This is a genomic window from Escherichia sp. WS1265 (assembly GCF_046487585.1).
GTDB lineage: Bacteria > Pseudomonadota > Gammaproteobacteria > Enterobacterales > Enterobacteriaceae > Escherichia > Escherichia coli.
Genome location: NZ_JBJQJE010000019.1, coordinates 74,751 through 91,380, shown reverse-complemented (window position 1 = coordinate 91,380; position 16,630 = coordinate 74,751). Strand labels below are relative to the sequence as shown.

Annotated in this window: 14 protein-coding genes; 1 reads left to right on the top strand and 13 read right to left on the bottom strand. The window is 50.0% G+C overall.

All coding sequences use genetic code 11. The annotated features are described in order from the left end of the window. Window positions 1-72: 72 nt before the first annotated feature. The 3 genes from maeA to bdm all read right to left on the bottom strand — a co-directional run bounded on the left by maeA (window position 73) and on the right by bdm (window position 2,381). A complete protein-coding gene (gene maeA, locus ACJHX3_RS18270; protein ID WP_000433469.1) occupies window positions 73-1,770 on the bottom strand; it encodes a malate dehydrogenase in 1,698 nt (565 codons plus the stop codon). A 156-nt stretch (window positions 1,771-1,926) separates the two neighbouring features. Further along, window positions 1,927-2,064, bottom strand: a complete 138-nt coding sequence (gene sra / locus ACJHX3_RS18265; RefSeq protein ID WP_000841554.1) for a stationary-phase-induced ribosome-associated protein — start codon at window positions 2,062-2,064, stop codon at window positions 1,927-1,929. Window positions 2,065-2,165: 101 nt separating this feature from the next. Continuing rightward, window positions 2,166-2,381 (bottom strand): biofilm-dependent modulation protein, encoded by a 216-nt coding sequence (gene bdm, locus ACJHX3_RS18260; protein WP_000495766.1) that lies wholly within the window; start codon window positions 2,379-2,381, stop codon window positions 2,166-2,168. A gap of 344 nt (window positions 2,382-2,725) precedes the next feature. On the opposite strand from bdm, the gene osmC reads away from it, so the two are divergent. Further along, a complete protein-coding gene (gene osmC, locus ACJHX3_RS18255) occupies window positions 2,726-3,157 on the top strand; it encodes a peroxiredoxin OsmC (protein ID WP_000152305.1) in 432 nt (143 codons plus the stop codon). 55 nt (window positions 3,158-3,212) lie between these two features. Here the strand turns inward: osmC and ACJHX3_RS18250 are convergent, their stop codons facing one another. From ACJHX3_RS18250 to gadC, 10 genes are all read right to left on the bottom strand, one after another. Next, window positions 3,213-4,139, bottom strand: coding sequence for an ABC transporter ATP-binding protein (locus tag ACJHX3_RS18250; protein WP_024044119.1), 927 nt, complete (start codon window positions 4,137-4,139; stop codon window positions 3,213-3,215). Beyond that, window positions 4,132-5,118: an ABC transporter ATP-binding protein gene (locus tag ACJHX3_RS18245; RefSeq protein WP_024044120.1), complete on the bottom strand. Its 987-nt coding sequence runs from the start codon at window positions 5,116-5,118 to the stop codon at window positions 4,132-4,134. Before ACJHX3_RS18245 ends, ACJHX3_RS18250 begins: the two co-directional genes overlap by 8 nt. Continuing rightward, window positions 5,115-6,011, bottom strand: coding sequence for a D,D-dipeptide ABC transporter permease (gene ddpC / locus ACJHX3_RS18240; RefSeq protein ID WP_000979593.1), 897 nt, complete (start codon window positions 6,009-6,011; stop codon window positions 5,115-5,117). Before ddpC ends, ACJHX3_RS18245 begins: the two co-directional genes overlap by 4 nt. Continuing rightward, entirely contained in the window at window positions 6,008-7,030 is a 1,023-nt protein-coding gene (locus ACJHX3_RS18235; protein ID WP_024216641.1) for an ABC transporter permease, read from the bottom strand. Before ACJHX3_RS18235 ends, ddpC begins: the two co-directional genes overlap by 4 nt. A 1-nt stretch (window position 7,031) precedes the next feature. After that, window positions 7,032-8,582 carry an ABC transporter substrate-binding protein gene (locus tag ACJHX3_RS18230; protein ID WP_042097726.1) on the bottom strand — a complete coding sequence of 517 codons (1,551 nt, stop codon included), beginning with the start codon at window positions 8,580-8,582 and terminating at the stop codon, window positions 7,032-7,034. A gap of 13 nt (window positions 8,583-8,595) precedes the next feature. Next, window positions 8,596-9,177, bottom strand: coding sequence for a D-alanyl-D-alanine dipeptidase (gene ddpX, locus ACJHX3_RS18225; RefSeq protein WP_001285843.1), 582 nt, complete (start codon window positions 9,175-9,177; stop codon window positions 8,596-8,598). A 257-nt stretch (window positions 9,178-9,434) separates the two neighbouring features. Then, entirely contained in the window at window positions 9,435-11,834 is a 2,400-nt protein-coding gene (gene dosP, locus ACJHX3_RS18220) for an oxygen-sensing cyclic-di-GMP phosphodiesterase DosP (protein ID WP_024043988.1), read from the bottom strand. Between the two features lie 24 nt (window positions 11,835-11,858). After that, window positions 11,859-13,241, bottom strand: a complete 1,383-nt coding sequence (gene dosC, locus ACJHX3_RS18215; RefSeq protein WP_000426279.1) for a diguanylate cyclase DosC — start codon at window positions 13,239-13,241, stop codon at window positions 11,859-11,861. Between the two features lie 375 nt (window positions 13,242-13,616). Then, entirely contained in the window at window positions 13,617-14,936 is a 1,320-nt protein-coding gene (locus tag ACJHX3_RS18210) for a family 10 glycosylhydrolase (RefSeq protein ID WP_094308149.1), read from the bottom strand. A gap of 130 nt (window positions 14,937-15,066) precedes the next feature. Beyond that, complete coding sequence (gene gadC, locus ACJHX3_RS18205) at window positions 15,067-16,602, bottom strand: acid resistance gamma-aminobutyrate antiporter GadC (protein WP_000246024.1); 1,536 nt, start codon at window positions 16,600-16,602, stop codon at window positions 15,067-15,069. Window positions 16,603-16,630: the final 28 nt, after the last annotated feature.

Below are 16,630 nucleotides of genomic sequence, written 5' to 3'. Positions count from 1 at the left end.
CTACCCAGTATGGATGAGATCTGAAAAAGGGAGAGGAAAATTGCCCGGCAGCTTTCACCACCGGGCGCAGACTTAGATGGAGGTACGGCGGTAGTCGCGGTATTCGGCGTGCCAGAAATTATCATCAATGGCTTGTTGCAAAGCTTCGGCAGACGTTTTCACCGCCACGCCTTGCTGCTGCGCCATTTTGCCAACCGCAAACGCAATTGCGCGGGAGACTTTCTGAATATCTTTCAGTTCCGGTAGTACCAGACCTTCGCCGTTCAGGACCAGCGGCGAATACTGAGCAAGCGTTTCACTTGCCGACATCAGCATCTCATCGGTGATACGTGACGCGCCGGAAGCAATAACGCCCAGCCCGATGCCCGGGAAAATGAAGGCGTTGTTGCACTGGGCGATAGGGTAGATTTTATCTTTCCATACCACTGGATTAAACGGACTGCCAGTGGCGACCAGCGCGTTACCTTCAGTCCAGGCGATAATGTCCTGCGGTGTGGCTTCCACGCGTGACGTCGGGTTAGACAGCGGCATCACGATCGGACGCGGACAGTGTTTATGCATCTCACGGATGATCTCTTCCGTAAACAGCCCGGTCTGTCCTGAGACGCCAATCAGAATATCTGGTTTTACATTACGCACCACATCCAGCAGTGACAGCACATCGCTGTCGGTATCCCAGTCACTGAGGTTTTCGCGTTTCTGCACCAGTTTGGTCTGGAAAGGCAGCAGATTCGGCATCTTGTCGGTCAGCAGGCCAAAGCGATCGACCATAAAGACTTTCTGCCGCGCCGTTTCCTCGCTTAATCCTTCGCGCTGAGTCTGGGCAATGATCATTTCGGCAATGCCGCATCCCGCTGAACCTGCGCCAAGGAAGACGATTTTTTTCTCGCTTAACTGACCACCTGCCGCGCGGCTGGCTGCGATCAGTGTGCCGACCGTTACCGCCGCGGTGCCCTGAATGTCATCGTTAAAAGAACAAATTTCATTGCGATAGCGGTTAAGTAACGGCATCGCATTTTTTTGTGCGAAGTCTTCAAACTGCAACAGTACGTCCGGCCAGCGTTGTTTCACAGCCTGGATAAATTCATCAACGAATTCATAGTATTCGTCGTCAGTGATACGCGGATTACGCCAGCCCATATACAGCGGATCGTTAAGCAGCTGTTGGTTGTTCGTCCCGACATCCAGCACCACCGGAAGGGTATACGCCGGGCTGATGCCGCCACAGGCAGTATAGAGTGACAGTTTACCGATCGGAATGCCCATCCCGCCGATGCCCTGGTCACCAAGCCCCAGAATACGTTCACCGTCAGTCACCACAATCACTTTAATATTATGGTTCGGCACGTTTTGCAGAATATCGTCCATATTGTGGCGGTTCTGGTAAGAGATAAACACGCCGCGTGAACGGCGGTAGATCTCAGAAAAACGCTCACAGGCTGCGCCGACGGTTGGGGTATAAATAACAGGCATCATCTCATCAAGATGATTGTTTACCAGACGGTAGAAGAGGGTTTCGTTAGTGTCCTGGATGTTACGCAGGTAGATGTGTTTGTCGATTTCGGTTTTGAATCCCTGATACTGGATCCATGCTCGTTCCGCTTGTTCTTCGATGGTTTCGACCACTTCCGGCAGTAACCCCAGCAGGTTGAAGTTACGGCGTTCTTCCATGCTGAAGGCGCTGCCTTTATTCAACAACGGAAATTCCAGCAGTACAGGGCCAGCGTAAGGAATATAAAGCGAACGCTGTTTTTTTGTTTTTGGTTCCATGTCACTCACTCTTTTTTGAATATCCATCCCTGGCACGCTTTTATCGTCTTTGCTTTACAGCCAGGGCGTCGGCCCCAAGTATAAAGCAGATAAAAACAAAAACACCATTGCGCAGGCAATGGTGTTTAATCGTCATTGAGGACTGATGGTTATGAATTACTTTTCAGCGGGGCGTTTTCTGCCGGTTGGGTTATTTACCACGCTGGATTTGTCACCTTCGGTAACTATTTTGCGCTGGTTAGAAATTTTATGGTCCAGTCCAAGAATATGACGTGCCTGACGGTTCGATTTCATTTTAACTCCTCAATCCTGTTGCTAGTTTTAAGGACAACATCGCCGTAGCGAAGAAACACGTGCTAAACCCCTAAATTAGGTTGCCGATCAAGCATAGCACCTTAAAGCGTAGGGTGCTGGCCACTGACCACATAATTGATCGTTTGCTGGTAGATATCACTGAGGATGTCGTTATCAGAAGCTTCCACCCATTTGGTCAGCTCCATGAGAATGTCATCTTCAGTGACAACACCGTGCTCTGCCCGAAGGCCTTGCTCAATGGCATTAACCAGAGCGGGTTCTGCTGTTGAATTTTCTGCCTGATAATAAGTAAACATAGCGATTCTCCGTGTCTGTGTATTTTTGGTGTCTGCTACGGATCGCAGATTTATAAAGCACATTCAGCATGGCAAATATTTGCCGCTTCGTTGTTAAGATTAGTCCTGGTTGATAATTTTTATATTTTAACACCATGATATTAATAGGAATTGTAATTGGGGCGATCCGATTAATATTGATACAATATCTTTTGGATTATATATTCCCCGTTATCTATTGTGGGAATTTAATTTAAGTTCAGAGATAATGTTTTCGCCGGATTTTATTCGGAATATCCTGCTTATCCTCGTGCGGTTTCTCACGTAGTCTATAATTTCCTTTTTAAGCCCACAGGAGAGCAACAATGACAATCCATAAGAAAGGTCAGGCACACTGGGAAGGCGATATCAAACGCGGGAAGGGAACAGTATCCACCGAGAGCGGCGTGCTGAACCAACAGCCGTATGGATTTAACACGCGTTTTGAAGGCGAAAAAGGAACCAACCCTGAAGAACTGATTGGCGCAGCGCATGCCGCATGTTTCTCAATGGCGCTTTCATTAATGCTGGGGGAAGCGGGATTCACGCCAACATCGATTGATACCACCGCCGATGTGTCGCTGGATAAAGTGGATGCCGGTTTTGCGATTACTAAAATCGCACTGAAGAGCGAAGTTGCGGTGCCGGGTATTGATGCCTCTACCTTTGACGGCATCATCCAGAAAGCAAAAGCAGGATGTCCGGTTTCACAGGTACTGAAAGCGGAAATTACGCTGGATTACCAGTTGAAATCGTAAAGCGTTGCCGGATGACGCGTCAGGCGCGTGATTGCCTGATGCGTTGTTAGCGTCTCTACAGCGCCCGCCAGCACCGGATCTCACGTCCGTCCTCCCTTATTGTTAATGATTGCCGGACTTCACATCCGTGGGTTGCCAGAGGGCAGCGTTCGCGGAAAAAACAGCCTTGTGGCAACGTGCGGTTTCCTGGTAGATCCGTTTTACGTAATGCCCATTCTTCCTCCAGCGGTTTATCAATGGCGGGGAGGGAATCCAGCAATAATCGGGTGTATGGATGTGCCGGAGCTGTCAGCACCTGTTGCGCGTCTCCTAATTCCACAATCTGTCCGAGATACATCACCGCCACCCGATCGCTCATATGACGTATCACCGAGACATTGTGTGAAATCAGCACATAAGTCAGCCCGTGATTTTCCTGTAGCGTTACCAGTAAATTGAGGATCTGCGCCTGCACGGAGATATCCAGCGCAGAGGTTGGCTCATCAAGCACAATCACGTCAGGCTGCGAAGAGAGTGCTCTGGCAATGGCGATGCGTTGCCGCTGCCCGCCGGAGAACGCATGAGGCAGGCGGTCGAGATACTCCGGACGAATACCCACCTGCACAGCCAGCTCCTCTGCCAACGCTCGCCGCTGTTGTTCACTACTACGCTTAGCAATCCAGAGCGGTTCCGTGATGATGCGCCACACCGGTAAGCGCGGATTAAGCGAAGAGAGCGGGTCCTGAAACACCATCTGCATAATGCGTTGTGATCCTGAACGGATGTACTGCCCGTGGCTCGGTTGCAGCATACCCATTAAAAGCTGTGCGAGGGTGCTTTTGCCGCAGCCTGACTCACCGACGATCCCTAAGGTTTCACCACGACGGATCTGTAAATCAATACCATTGATGGCATGAACATGTTCCGTAGTTTTACCAAGCCAGTTTTTTCGGGCCGGGAAATTGATATGGACGTCGCGTAACGTTAATAACGTGTCAGACACTAATGACCTCCTGCTGAGGATACCAACAGGCGCAGCGGTGGTTGTTGTCACCATACGCTGTTAGCGCCGGGACGTTTTCACACTGTGCACCTGCCGCATAGCAACGATCGCGAAAAGCGCAGCCGTCAGGCAAATGGGTGAGGTTTGGTACCGTCCCCGGAATAGCGGGTAATGGCTGGCGCGGTATTCCATGTTCCGGTGCGCATTGCAGCAAACCAATGGTATACGGATGCCGGGGATGATGGATAACGTCTGCCGTCACGCCGCTCTCAATCACGCTTCCGGCATACATCACGTAAACGCTATCGCACAGTTGCGACACCACGGCCATATCATGGCTGATGAACAGTACCGCAGTTCCACTGGCGCGGGCTTTATGTTTAAGCAGACGCAGTACCTGCAACTGTACCGTGACGTCCAGCGCCGTAGTCGGTTCGTCGGCAATAATCAATTGCGGCTCGCAGGAGAATGCCAGCGCAATCATTACCCGCTGTCGCATACCACCTGAAAGCTCAAACGGATAGCGCGACATAACTTCCACGGCATCCGGGATTTGCATCTCTTCCAGCAGGGCAATCGCTTTAGCTCTGGCTTCCCGACGACTTATTGGTTGATGATGGCGGATCACGTCCATCATCTGAAGACCTATTCGACGTGTCGGATTAAGGGCGGTCATCGGTTCCTGAAAGATCATCGCCACTCGTGCGCCGCGCCACTGACGAAGCTGCTTTTCCCGAGCGTTAAGAGCATCTTCTCCCAGCAGTGAAATATGTCCCCGATGTACGCAATAACTGCCCGTCGGTAACAGACGCATAATCAACATTGCAGTGACTGATTTACCCGAGCCGGATTCTCCCACCAGACCGACAATTTCACCGCGGTTGATTTTCAATGACACATTGTTGAGCGCGTGAACATCACCGTTAAAACCGGGGAAACTCAAATGCAGTTGTTGAATGTCCAGAACGGGTTGGGTCATGACTGCTTTCCTCCTGCTTTCGGGTCAAGCAGATCGCGAATACCATCACCAAAGAGATTAAACCCGACGGCGGTAAGCAAAATCGCTGCCCCCGGAAATGCGCAATACCACCACTGATCGAGCACATAGTTGCGACCATTCGCCACCATCGCCCCCCATTCAGCACTCGGTTGTTGAGCACCCAGGCCAATAAATCCCAACGTGGCGGCCATTAAAATCGCGCTACCAATATCCAGCGATGCCTGCACAATCAGCGGCGGCAGCGAGTTACGTAAAATATGCCAGTTGATCAGATGCCAACGCGACGCACCAAAGGTTTTCGCCGCCTGAACGTAAGTGTACTGGCGAACAACTAATGTTTGCCCCCGCGCCAGGCGCACATAAAAGGGAATTCGCACAATAGCAATCGCCAGCATGGCGTTAAACAAACTCGGCCCGAGAGCGGCTGCCAGTGCCATTGTCAGCACCAGCGAAGGAATCGACAGCATAATGTCCATGATGCGCATGATAATCGCGTCTGCGCGTCCGCCAAGCACACCGGATAGACACCCGAGTAGCGACCCCATCATACCTGCAATGGCGACTACCACTAATCCGGCGAGAATTGATTGCTGACTGCCGACCAGTACGCGGCTAAACAGATCGCGTCCCACTTCATCGGTGCCAAACCAGTGCGCCGCAGAAGGCGGCAAAAGGCGGGCGGTTAAATCAATGGCGTTGGGATCATGCGTCGCCAGCCACGGTGAAAAAATCATCATCAGTAGCATTAATACAATGATGACTGCGCCGGTCACGGTAAGCGGGCTGCCTTTCAGCATCCATACCAGTTTTGCACCGTTAAATCGCGTTTGTTTTGGTGGGCGCACGGCTGACGTTTCCTCGCTTAGCATCATTCACCACCTCCACGTCCGATACGCGGATCAATCCACAAATAGAGCAAATCCACCACCAGGTTGACCAGCACATAAGCAAATGAAACCACGACGGCAAAGCCCATCACTGCCGGGAAGTCGAGCGCCTGTATTGATGTTACTACCCATGCACCCATTCCGGGCCAGGCAAAAACGGTTTCGGTGAGCACTGCGCCATACAACAAATCGCCCAGCGCCAGACCCAATACGGTAATCGAGGGGATCAACGCATTGGGTAGCGCATAACATAAAACGATATACCAGCCGGGCAAGCCGCTGGCCCGGGCGGTACGAATGTAATCTTCACTCAATTGTTCCAGCATAGCTGAGCGGATCTGGCGAGCGACAATTCCCAGGTGAACGAACGCCAGCGTTAATGCCGGTAAGATGAGATGTTGCAGCGCATTGAAGAAGACTTCACCGTTACCTTCAAGCAGCGCATCGAGCAGATAAAAGCCGGTAACGTGCGTTGGTGGATCCAGCCAGTCATCAAGCCTTCCGCCGCCGGGAAGAATTTGCAGATGACCATATAACAGCACAATGACGCCCAGCCCAAGCCAGAACGCAGGTGTGGAGATTCCGGTAATGGCCATTATTCGCACCAGATGATCCAGCCAGCGATTTCGCCAGACTGCAGAGAGTATGCCCAGCGGGATGCCAATCAGGAGTGCCAGCAGCAGGGCACAAAAAGCCAGTTCCAGCGTCGCCGGGAAAAATATGCGCAACTCTTCCAGCACCGGACGCCCGGTACGAATGGATGTTCCCAGGTCACCCTGAAACAGGTCGCTGACGTAGCGGTAAAACTGTACATACAGTGGCTGGTCCAGTCCCAGTTGCTGGCGAATATTATCCACGATAGCATCGCTGGCGCGGTCACCCGCCAGTAACCGCGCCGGATCGCCGGGGATCAGGTGCGAGATAATAAACGTAATCACGCAGACGCCCGCCACCACGAGCACCAGCCCCCAGCAGCGTTGGCGTAAAATGCTCCAGAAGGTCACGTTATTTACTCATGGTATTGATATTGAAGACCTGTTCCAGCATGGGATTGAACACAAAGCCTTTCACCTCTTTGTTCATCGCCAGTTGGTAGTTTTTCTGGAACAGGTACACATAAGCAGCGTCATCAATGACGATTTTCTGTGCCTGCTGGTAGTCCCGGGTACGCTGCGTCTGGTCGGTGGTCGCTAGCGCATTGCGCAGTAACTTATCGACCTCACTGTTTTCATAGAACGAGCGGTTACCCGGCAGACCTTTTTTGTCTGACTCAAACCAGTAATTCATAAACATATACGGGTCGGCAAAATCCGGACTCCAGTTGCCAATCGCAATGTCATAATCACCTTTACCCACTCTGTCGCGCATGGTGGCATTCGCCAGCTTTTCCAGCTTCACATTGATGCCCAGCTTGTTGAGACTGGATTGTGTCGCCAGAGCAATAGGCTCCCAGTTCGGATCATTATCAGAATAGAGAAACGTCAGGCTGGTGGGTTTGTTCGTCACTTTATCCCATTCAGCTTTGGCTTTCGTTTCGTCATGGTTGTATTGCATTGCCGTCGCATCGTATCCCCACATGCCTTCCGGAATCGGGCCGCGCATTTGTTTTCCGTTACCACTCAGAATGCCGTTAACCATACCCTGATAATCGGTAGACCAGGAAATGGCCCGACGCAGATCCGCCTGATTAAGTGGCGCTTTGCTGTTATTCAGATACAGATAGGTGACGCGCAGTGACGGATACTCTGCCACATTGACTTTGTTTTCCTGCTTCAGGGCGTTGAGTTGATCCACCGGCAGCGCATCGGCAATGTCAATGTCGCCACGGGAGAGCTGCAGGCGACGGGAGGCACTTTCACCGATAATTTTTACCGATACTCGTTTAAAGTTCGGTTTATTGCCGGGGTAATGCGGATTTGGCACCAGAACTAATTGCTGACCTTTTTGCCAGCTTTTCAGCATAAACGGTCCGGAGCCAGCGGTATTTTGCGCGAGGAAACCACGGGCATCATCCGCCGCATGCTCCTTTAAGACCGCCGGATTGATAATGGATGCACCGTCATTCGCCAGCGTGTAGAGGAACGGTGCGAATGGCTGGCTAAGGGTAAACTTCACCGTATGTTCGTCGGGAGCATCAATCTTTAAATCTTTGGGAAATGCTTCTGCTGGCCCCTGGCCGATTTTTAGTAACCGCTCAAAAGAGAGTTTTACTGCTTCGGCAGTGACAGGTGTGCCATCGGCAAATTTAGCATTGTCCTTCAGAGTGAACGTCCACTCTTTTTGATCGTCAGACGCTTTCCAGCTACTTGCCAGATCGCCTTCAACGTCTGTTGAGCCTTTATCACCGTCCGTTTTGTACTGAACCAGTCGCTGATAAGACGGGTAGGTCACTGTCCAGTCGTTATTATCAATTGTCACCGCTGGGTCGAGGGTTTGTGGGTCGGCAGCTTTACCGATCACCAGCATATCTTTCGGTACGGCGGCGTGCGCAACCGGCATTGTTGTGGCAAGGACGATCGCGAGCAATGTAGGACGAAACGATATCGATCTCTTCATGACAGTTTCCTGATTAACTGGCGTGCTGTGTGCCAGGGGATATAAAACAGGTGAATTGATCAGCGAGTAGTGGGTAACTCGCTGCCTGGGGTAATTCGAAGTGCCACCATTCGCTCGGGATACCGACAAAGCCACCGCCAGTCATAATCGCATTCAGCAACAGCCGATTGCGCTGAGCAGCGGGCGGGACAGAAGGGTGATAAGCATGGGAACGTTCGTGCATTTCATCGAACTCTGCACCCATATCCAGGATGTTCCCGTGCTCATCACGAAGCGTCAGGTCGATCGCCGTGCCACGGCTGTGATTAGAACCGACCGTCACATCAACAACATATTGCGGGTCTGGGCAGGTTTGCCACAACATCGCCTGTGCTTGTTGTGGGCGATACGCATCGTAAATCACCAGTTGTAAGCCTGACAGCTGGGCGATACTGATACTTTTCGCCAGCGCAGTAATCGCATCCTTGTGTAACAGACAACGCGCTTGCTGATAAATAGCTTTACCTGTGATGTTATCAGCGCAGGCGTATTTCAATTCGATCTCCAGATCAGGGAAGATCACGGCTAAATCAACCAGTTCGGTGGTATCCGACATAAACGGTTCCTGTATAAGACAAAAATTGCTGCGCTTTCCGCTTATGCAGATCTCATGCCATGCCGGGATAAGCGCCAGAATGCTGGCTTAAAGTTATATTTTTTAACTTTTGATCAACATTTGTGCAGCGTAGTGCAGTTTTGGTGCAAGAGGGGAAGTTAAAGAAGGAATCTCCCGGAATCGTAGCTGAAATCACAGTATTTAAGTGACAGTGTCACGTTAAAGGAAAACCCGCGAGTGCGGGCGAGAGGAATTTGTCAGATTTTCAGCGGTAACACGCTGCTCATCCAGCCTGGAATTTCTTCGGCGGGAAGGGGGCGGGAAAAGAAATATCCCTGAATAACGCGACAGTGGATCTTGCGTAGCATCTCAAATTGCTCTTTGGTTTCGACGCCTTCCGCCACGACGGTTAAATTGAGGCTTTGCCCAATGCTGGTAATGGCTTCAAGTAAGGCAAGGATGCGTTTTTCCGTCAGACAACGATCGACAAAACTTTTGTCAATTTTGATTTCCGTTACTGGAAGACTGACTAAGCGTGATAATCCGGAAAAGCCCGTGCCAAAATCATCTACCGATAAACCCACGCCCATATCGCGCAGGATCTGAATGCGCTTAAAGATTTCGGTATCGTGTTCCATCATCATGCTTTCCGTGATTTCCACCGTCAGCTGGTGGCCGTCAATACCCCAGGCGTGCATTGCATCAGACACCTGATTAGGCAGTTGATTACTGCGAAAGTGCAGCGCCGACAAGTTAACGGAAAGCGCCGGGATATGAATATTCTGGCTACGCCATTCTGCTAACTGACGACAAGCTTCCGCGATGACCCAGCGTCCAATATTTTCGATTTCACCGATCTCTTCTGCAAGAGGAATAAACCGTGAAGGGGGCACGTGACCATGCAGGGGATCGTGCCAGCGAGCAAGGGCTTCGATGCCGTACAGTTCACCCGTTTCTGCGAAGATTTGCGGCTGGTAAACCAGTTTTAGTTGGTTATTGCTAATCGCTTCTTTCAGCGCTGCGCCTAAAACCAAACGCTCTTTTACCATTTCGTTCATCGCCGGGCTGAAGAACTGCCAGCCGTTACCGCCATTTTTGCGAATAAAATCCATTGCATTGTGAGCAGTGGAGAGCAGGTAATCGCGGTTTTTACCCACGTCGTAGCTGATGCCAATGCTCAAGGTGAGCGGGAATGGTTTATCGTCAATCATTATCGGCTTGCTGACCACATTCCGTAGCTCATCGGCGATCTGCGTAATGTTACTGACGTCGTTTTCCAGGCTCACGAGGACAAACTGCGTACCTTCGATACGACAGAGATATTGATCCGGTTTGAGTTTTTCACGAAAGCGATTGACCACTTCCAGCAATGCCTGATCGGCCCACGCATAGCCAAGGCTATCAATCACATCCTGAATATGGTCAACACCGATGAGATAGACCACCGGAGAGACGGCTTTGTCGACCAGGTCATCGAGGTAATTGTGCAGGTTATTGCGATTTGGCAGACCGGTCATCGGATCAAATTGGATGAGTTGTTCAATATGCTGACGGCTTTTTTCCTGTTCCAGCGCCAGCGCGGCCATATGCTGGCTGATATCTGCCACGCGTTCGATAAAGGCGCTGGTTTCTGCTCCTGACGAGGTTTTAATTTGCAGGATCCCCGCCGGCGCGCCATCACGCTGACGAATGGTCGCTGACCAGCTTTGCGCATTTTGAACTTCTGTACCGTGCGAAGATGACGCCCAGTGTATCGGCATCCCGTTGCGCAGCGCGAACAGCGAAACATGCGATTCGTTGAGAACAGATTCGATGTTACGACAAATGATTTCCCCCATTTCATGAAATGGCGGGCTGCTGCACATGGCGGCGAGAATATTGCCTTCAAGCTGGCGGATTTGCCGTTCTTCGGTGATATCCGAGAAAGTCATTACCAGGTTCTGCAGATGCGCGAGCACGTCATAAACCGGGCTGATAGAGGCTTTAATCCAGATTTTTTCACCGGTGCGCGTCAACAGCAGAAATTCGTCCTGATCGCGGGCGGTTTTCCAAAGCAACTGTTGTAAACGAATGCGGTTATCAGCAGGGAATTCTGGAATGTTAAGGAGTGAATCGGGCTGCATACCGCTGGCTTCGCTAATGCAGTAACCAAACATTTCGGTAAATGCGCGATTGCACTGCACAATATGGCGTTCCGGATCGAGGACAATCACCGGTCGGTCGAGATGGTCAACGGCAATAATCAATTGTCGGGTCTGTTCTTTTTGCGCCATTTCTACGCTGGCATCCCGTACCAGCGCCAGGTAATAAATTTTACCCTCGGCGCTCACTTTCGATAGCGCAAAACGTGTCCAGATTTTACTGCCGTCTTTTTTCTCCAGCTGCAGCTCCCGACTCATCCCCTCGACGCGCGCTTTACCGCCTTCACGGTTGTGACGGATGTATTCAGGATGCGCGGGACGCAAATCCCGCGGAATCAGCATATCAATGTTATTGCCAATAACTTCTTCACGTTTGTACCCCCAGAGCTTCTCTGCGGCGGGGTTGAAAAACATCACTTCATCATTTTCGTTAATTAACACCGCGCCCATCATATTTTGCTCAAGGGCGGGGAAAAAAATGCCATCGGCGGCATTATCCGCATCGGTTAGCTTCATGATTACCTCTGCATCCTGGCGCATCTAAAGACTGGCTTTCCAGAGTTCAACACGGTTTCTACCTCGTCTTTTGGCGATATACAGAGCTTCATCGGCTATTTGAATGAGGCGCTCATAGTCAGGATGACCATTAAACATGGCAGCACCGATGGAAAGTGAGAGGGCAATATCCTCGCCGTTTGCGGCTTTCAGTTTGGTTTTCTCTACCCGACTGCGAATACGTTCTGCGGTACGTAACGTTTCGTTTTCCGAAGCTTCAGTCAAAACAATGATAAATTCATCGCCCCCGTAGCGGAAAACATAATCACTACTGCGGACGTTGTCATAAAAGGCCTGAGAGACTTTACGCAGAATTTCATCGCCAGTGTTATGGCCCCACGTATCGTTAATCTCTTTGAATTTATCAACGTCAATAATCAGCACTGACAGCGGTGTACCGGTCCGGTTGGCATGGGCAATTTCGCGTTTGAAGATCGTCGGCAGGAAACGGCGGTTAAGTAATTTCGTCAGTACATCCATACCGACTTCGTGGCGCGATACTTCTTCAAACAATTCACGCAGCAAGGTAATAATTTGCGATACGGTATTTCTTATCTGTAATAAAAATTTCACCCGCAAACTTCTGTTATTCAAATTCCTGGTGTTACGCATGGTTTGATTGAAAATACCGTCGAAATCCTGAATCAGACGGGAGATATGGCCCACTTCGGCTATGCCGCTAAAATAATGTCGACCTTTATGGTTAAACCACAGGCCAAAATCAGCCTGGCTTAAAGGCAAACTACTGCCTAAATCAGAATCCAGTAGGACTTTATAGATAATATCTATTTCCCATGAAAGTAATGAGGCTATTTGCCGTTCTTTTTCTTCTTCGGCATTTTCCAGTAACGAGAAGATACGATAGTTTTCATCTTCCTTTGAGGCACTACTGTCACTAAAGGTAAACGCGCGGGTCATCACTTCCATAGCGATATCAATACTGTTAATAGAGAAATGGTAGACCTGAAGTTTTTCTGCGGCGGAATAATCCGAAGAGAAGATGACCGGATAGAGGATTTTTTTCAGCACCCGAAACCCCATCTCGACAATTTCTACTGGAATTCCTATGCGGGCATGCACTTCCGCGACGGTATGCTGGATTTGTATTAGCCTTTCGACATCGTCAACCTGGGCAGAAAGCACGTTAATAATCCAGCGTTCCATCGCACTTTTCAACTGCCGCTCAACTTGTTCATTACTCAAGAATTCTTCGGCATGCGGGTCGATACGGACAATTCGGTAAAACTCAATACTCAGATAATGGGCATGCGCAACGGCAATTTCCGCGGCTTTAGCACGAATGAGCGGATCTGCTTGTTCGACAAGCCCGGTCCACTCATCTTTCATTCTTTTAAAATACATCTCCATAATTCACACCCTTATAAGGCTGGGAAAGCAGACGGAATCAAAACGAAACGCAACGTGCGAGATCGACTAACTGCACCATATTCTCCTGAAATATGAAGATATACTGAAAACAAATAAGCGACTTAGGACAGTTTCAATCTACGCTACTGTTCTTCAGAAGAGTATAGCCCATCGTAATTATTTTTCGGTGACAGCGAATATCGTATGTTTTTTCATATTCATACATTTTTATTAGGGGATTTATGACTGTTTAACTAAGTGTGGTTAATTGCGTAGTTAATTTGACTTAAGTAAGCATGATTACTAGTGGGATATTTCAAGAGGGTAACAAGCCGGGGGGAAAGCACCGGCTTGTTACAAAGTAAGAATGGGAGTTTAACTGCCCCAACGACTTTGCAGATAGCTAACCGCTTGTTGAGTCTGTGGTTTATTCAGATAGTCCTCACGGAACAAGATTGTGCCGCTAATTTCTGGCACGGCATCGTTAAGATCGAGCTGTTTTTTCAGTTCCGGTACGCCGCCGTTAATCATCCAGTCTGGCTCTATCTTTGAAGGTTCACCCACTTTATAGAAGGCGATACCGATATACAGGCGGGTCCTGGTCGGTTTAACGACATCCGCCCACCATTTTGCCAAAACGTCATAACGTGCGGCACTCCGTGAGAACGGCCAGTAAATTTGGGGAGCAATGTAATCCAGCAATCCTTGTTCCACCCATCGACGGGTGTCAGCGTAGGATTCGTCATAGGCTGCCGCGCCTCGGGTATCGGAACCGAGCGGATCGTGTGATCGGTTACGCCACACGCCTGCCGGGCTAACGCCAAATTCGACTTCCGGCTTAATGCTTTTAATGGTGTGCGATACCTTCGCAATTAACTGCTGAGTATTGTTGCGCCGCCAGTCTGCTTTTGACGCAAATGCGCCTCCGTATTTGCGGTACGTTTCGTTATCATTTAGCCGTGAACCTGGTGACTCAGTATAGAAATAGTCGTCAAACTGCACGCCATCTACCGGATAGCGGGAAACCACTTCCGCGACTATTGATGTGATCCAGTCCTGAACTTCAGGGATGCCCGGGTCGAGGACAAAGCGATCGCCGGACGTTCTGATCCAGTCGCGGTGTTGCACATAGACGCTCGCTGGTTGTTGAGCCAGAGTGCTATTCAGTTCCCTGATAGTACCGGGCTTCGTATTAACCGATACGCGATAGGGGTTAAACCAGGCGTGTACTTTCATCCCACGCTTGTGGGCTTCGTCGAGCATAAATTGCAGCGGATCGTAACCTGGATTTTCACCAATCTTTCCGGTCATAAGATCGGACCACGGCAAAATTTTCGATGGCCACAGGGCGGTACCGTCCGGCTTGACCTGGAAAAAGACCGTGTTTATGCCGAGACGTTGCAGATGATCCAGTTTGTCGATCATCGCCTGTTGTTGTACACGGGCCCGGCTGGTGGGGTTACTAATGTTAACCGAGGAAACCGGTGGCCAGTCGAGGCGAGACACCGTAGCCAGCCAGATGCCACGCATCGGTTGTGACGATTGTTGCGTCGTAGCTGGTGGCTTCGAACCTGTTGGTGGTGTCACCATTGACTCTGGAGGCGTGCTTTTGCAACTGCACAGTAAAAGTGCCAGTGCAACCAGTACCGCTGGTCTTCTAATCGCTAATTTCTCGTTTCGGGAGCAGATATCCATATATGCTGGTTTCCGGTAAACAGATGTGCGCTCATTCTCGTACTTATCCCGGTTAAGTCAATACGACAGCGAGCACGAAAAAGGGAGCGATGAATTATCGCTCCCTTGTCTTATAACTATTCAGCCACGGTTAGTGTTTCTTGTCATTCATCACAATATAGTGTGGTGAACGTGCACGCGGGTGCAGGAAGAAGTGACCTTTTGGTGCGTTCTTACTGTTGATTGGCTCCAGAGTGACGCCGGTATTCGCTTTGCCTTTACGATCATGAACAGCATAGAGAATAAAGGGCAGGGCAAGTACCACCAGGAAACTAACGACCAGTAATTCAACATACATATCGGTAGAGTCACCCTGGATGTTATCCGGCGGCAGGAAGGAAACAATAAACGCCATAATTGAAGTCAGCAGACCGACAACAGCCACGACCAGTTTCACCCCTTTACCACCAGGGATATTAAATGTGCGTTTTAAGTCAGGATGTTTAAGAACCAACACAATGTAGCCAATAAACAGCATGAAATAAGCACACAGATAAATCACCACCGTCAGCGCCAGTGCGATCAGGAAGGACATGTTGTTACCGCCACCGGTATTGGTGAGGATGATCAACGCGATAGAAGTAATCACCAACTGCGAAATGACCAGCGTTACCGGTACGCCATTTTTGTTCATTTTAGCGAATGCTGCTGGCAGCAGGTTTTTCTGCGCTGTGACATACATCCCGCGAGAAGGACCAACAATCCAGGAAGCGATTTCCGCCAGAACACCCAGCAACAGCAGTGCGGAGATCACGCGAACCGTCCACTCAATTTCCGGTGCCACATGGGACATCAGAACGGTAAAGGTTTGCATTACCCCAGCGGAGAGGTTGATTTCATTACCCGGAATGACCATCGCAATAGACAAACCGCCAACAGAGCTTAAGCAGATTGCCGCCACCATCAGCAATAACATAGCCAACGGATAGTCGCGCCCTGGGTTGCTCATTTCATTGACGTGGGTTGCAGATGCTTCTACCCCCATATAACTCAAAATGAAGGCAACAAATACAACCAGGGTGCCCACTTTAGAGAAGTCAGGGAAGAAGGTCTTCGAATCCATTTCGATAGCAACGGGGGCACCGGAGTGCAGATAAATAGCCGCTAATGCGATCAAAATAAATGCAGGTAACAGGATACCGGCGAAGAAGCCAACTTTAGCAATTCGCGCCGTGTATTTCGTGCCACCAAACTGCGTTAATGCCAGCGCCCAAAGAATGATGAGTGCTGCAATAGTTTTGGTAATAGGGTCTTCATTCAGCGCTGGCCATTTCAGGATGTAGGAGAGTGCCCCTAACACGAAATAGAGCATCGGAATAAAACCAATGGCGATTTGCAGATAGCCAAATGAGATCGCTGCAAATCCCCATCTCGGCCCCAGAGTATTTGATACCCAGGCGAAGACACCACCTTCTTCCCAGCCGTCGACGGTAGCCATTTCCGCAGCACAAAGTCCCACGGGAATAAACCATAAAATCCCGCCTAATAGCAGGAAGAAGACTAATGAAAAGCCCGATGTTGCGAAGGTAGGGTATTCATAAACAGCCATTACCATCGATGCCGTTATGGCAAAAAATCCGAGTAATGTGAGCTGCTTAGCTTTACCTGTCTGTACTGATGTAGCCATATTATCCCCCTAAAACGGTATTCCTGTC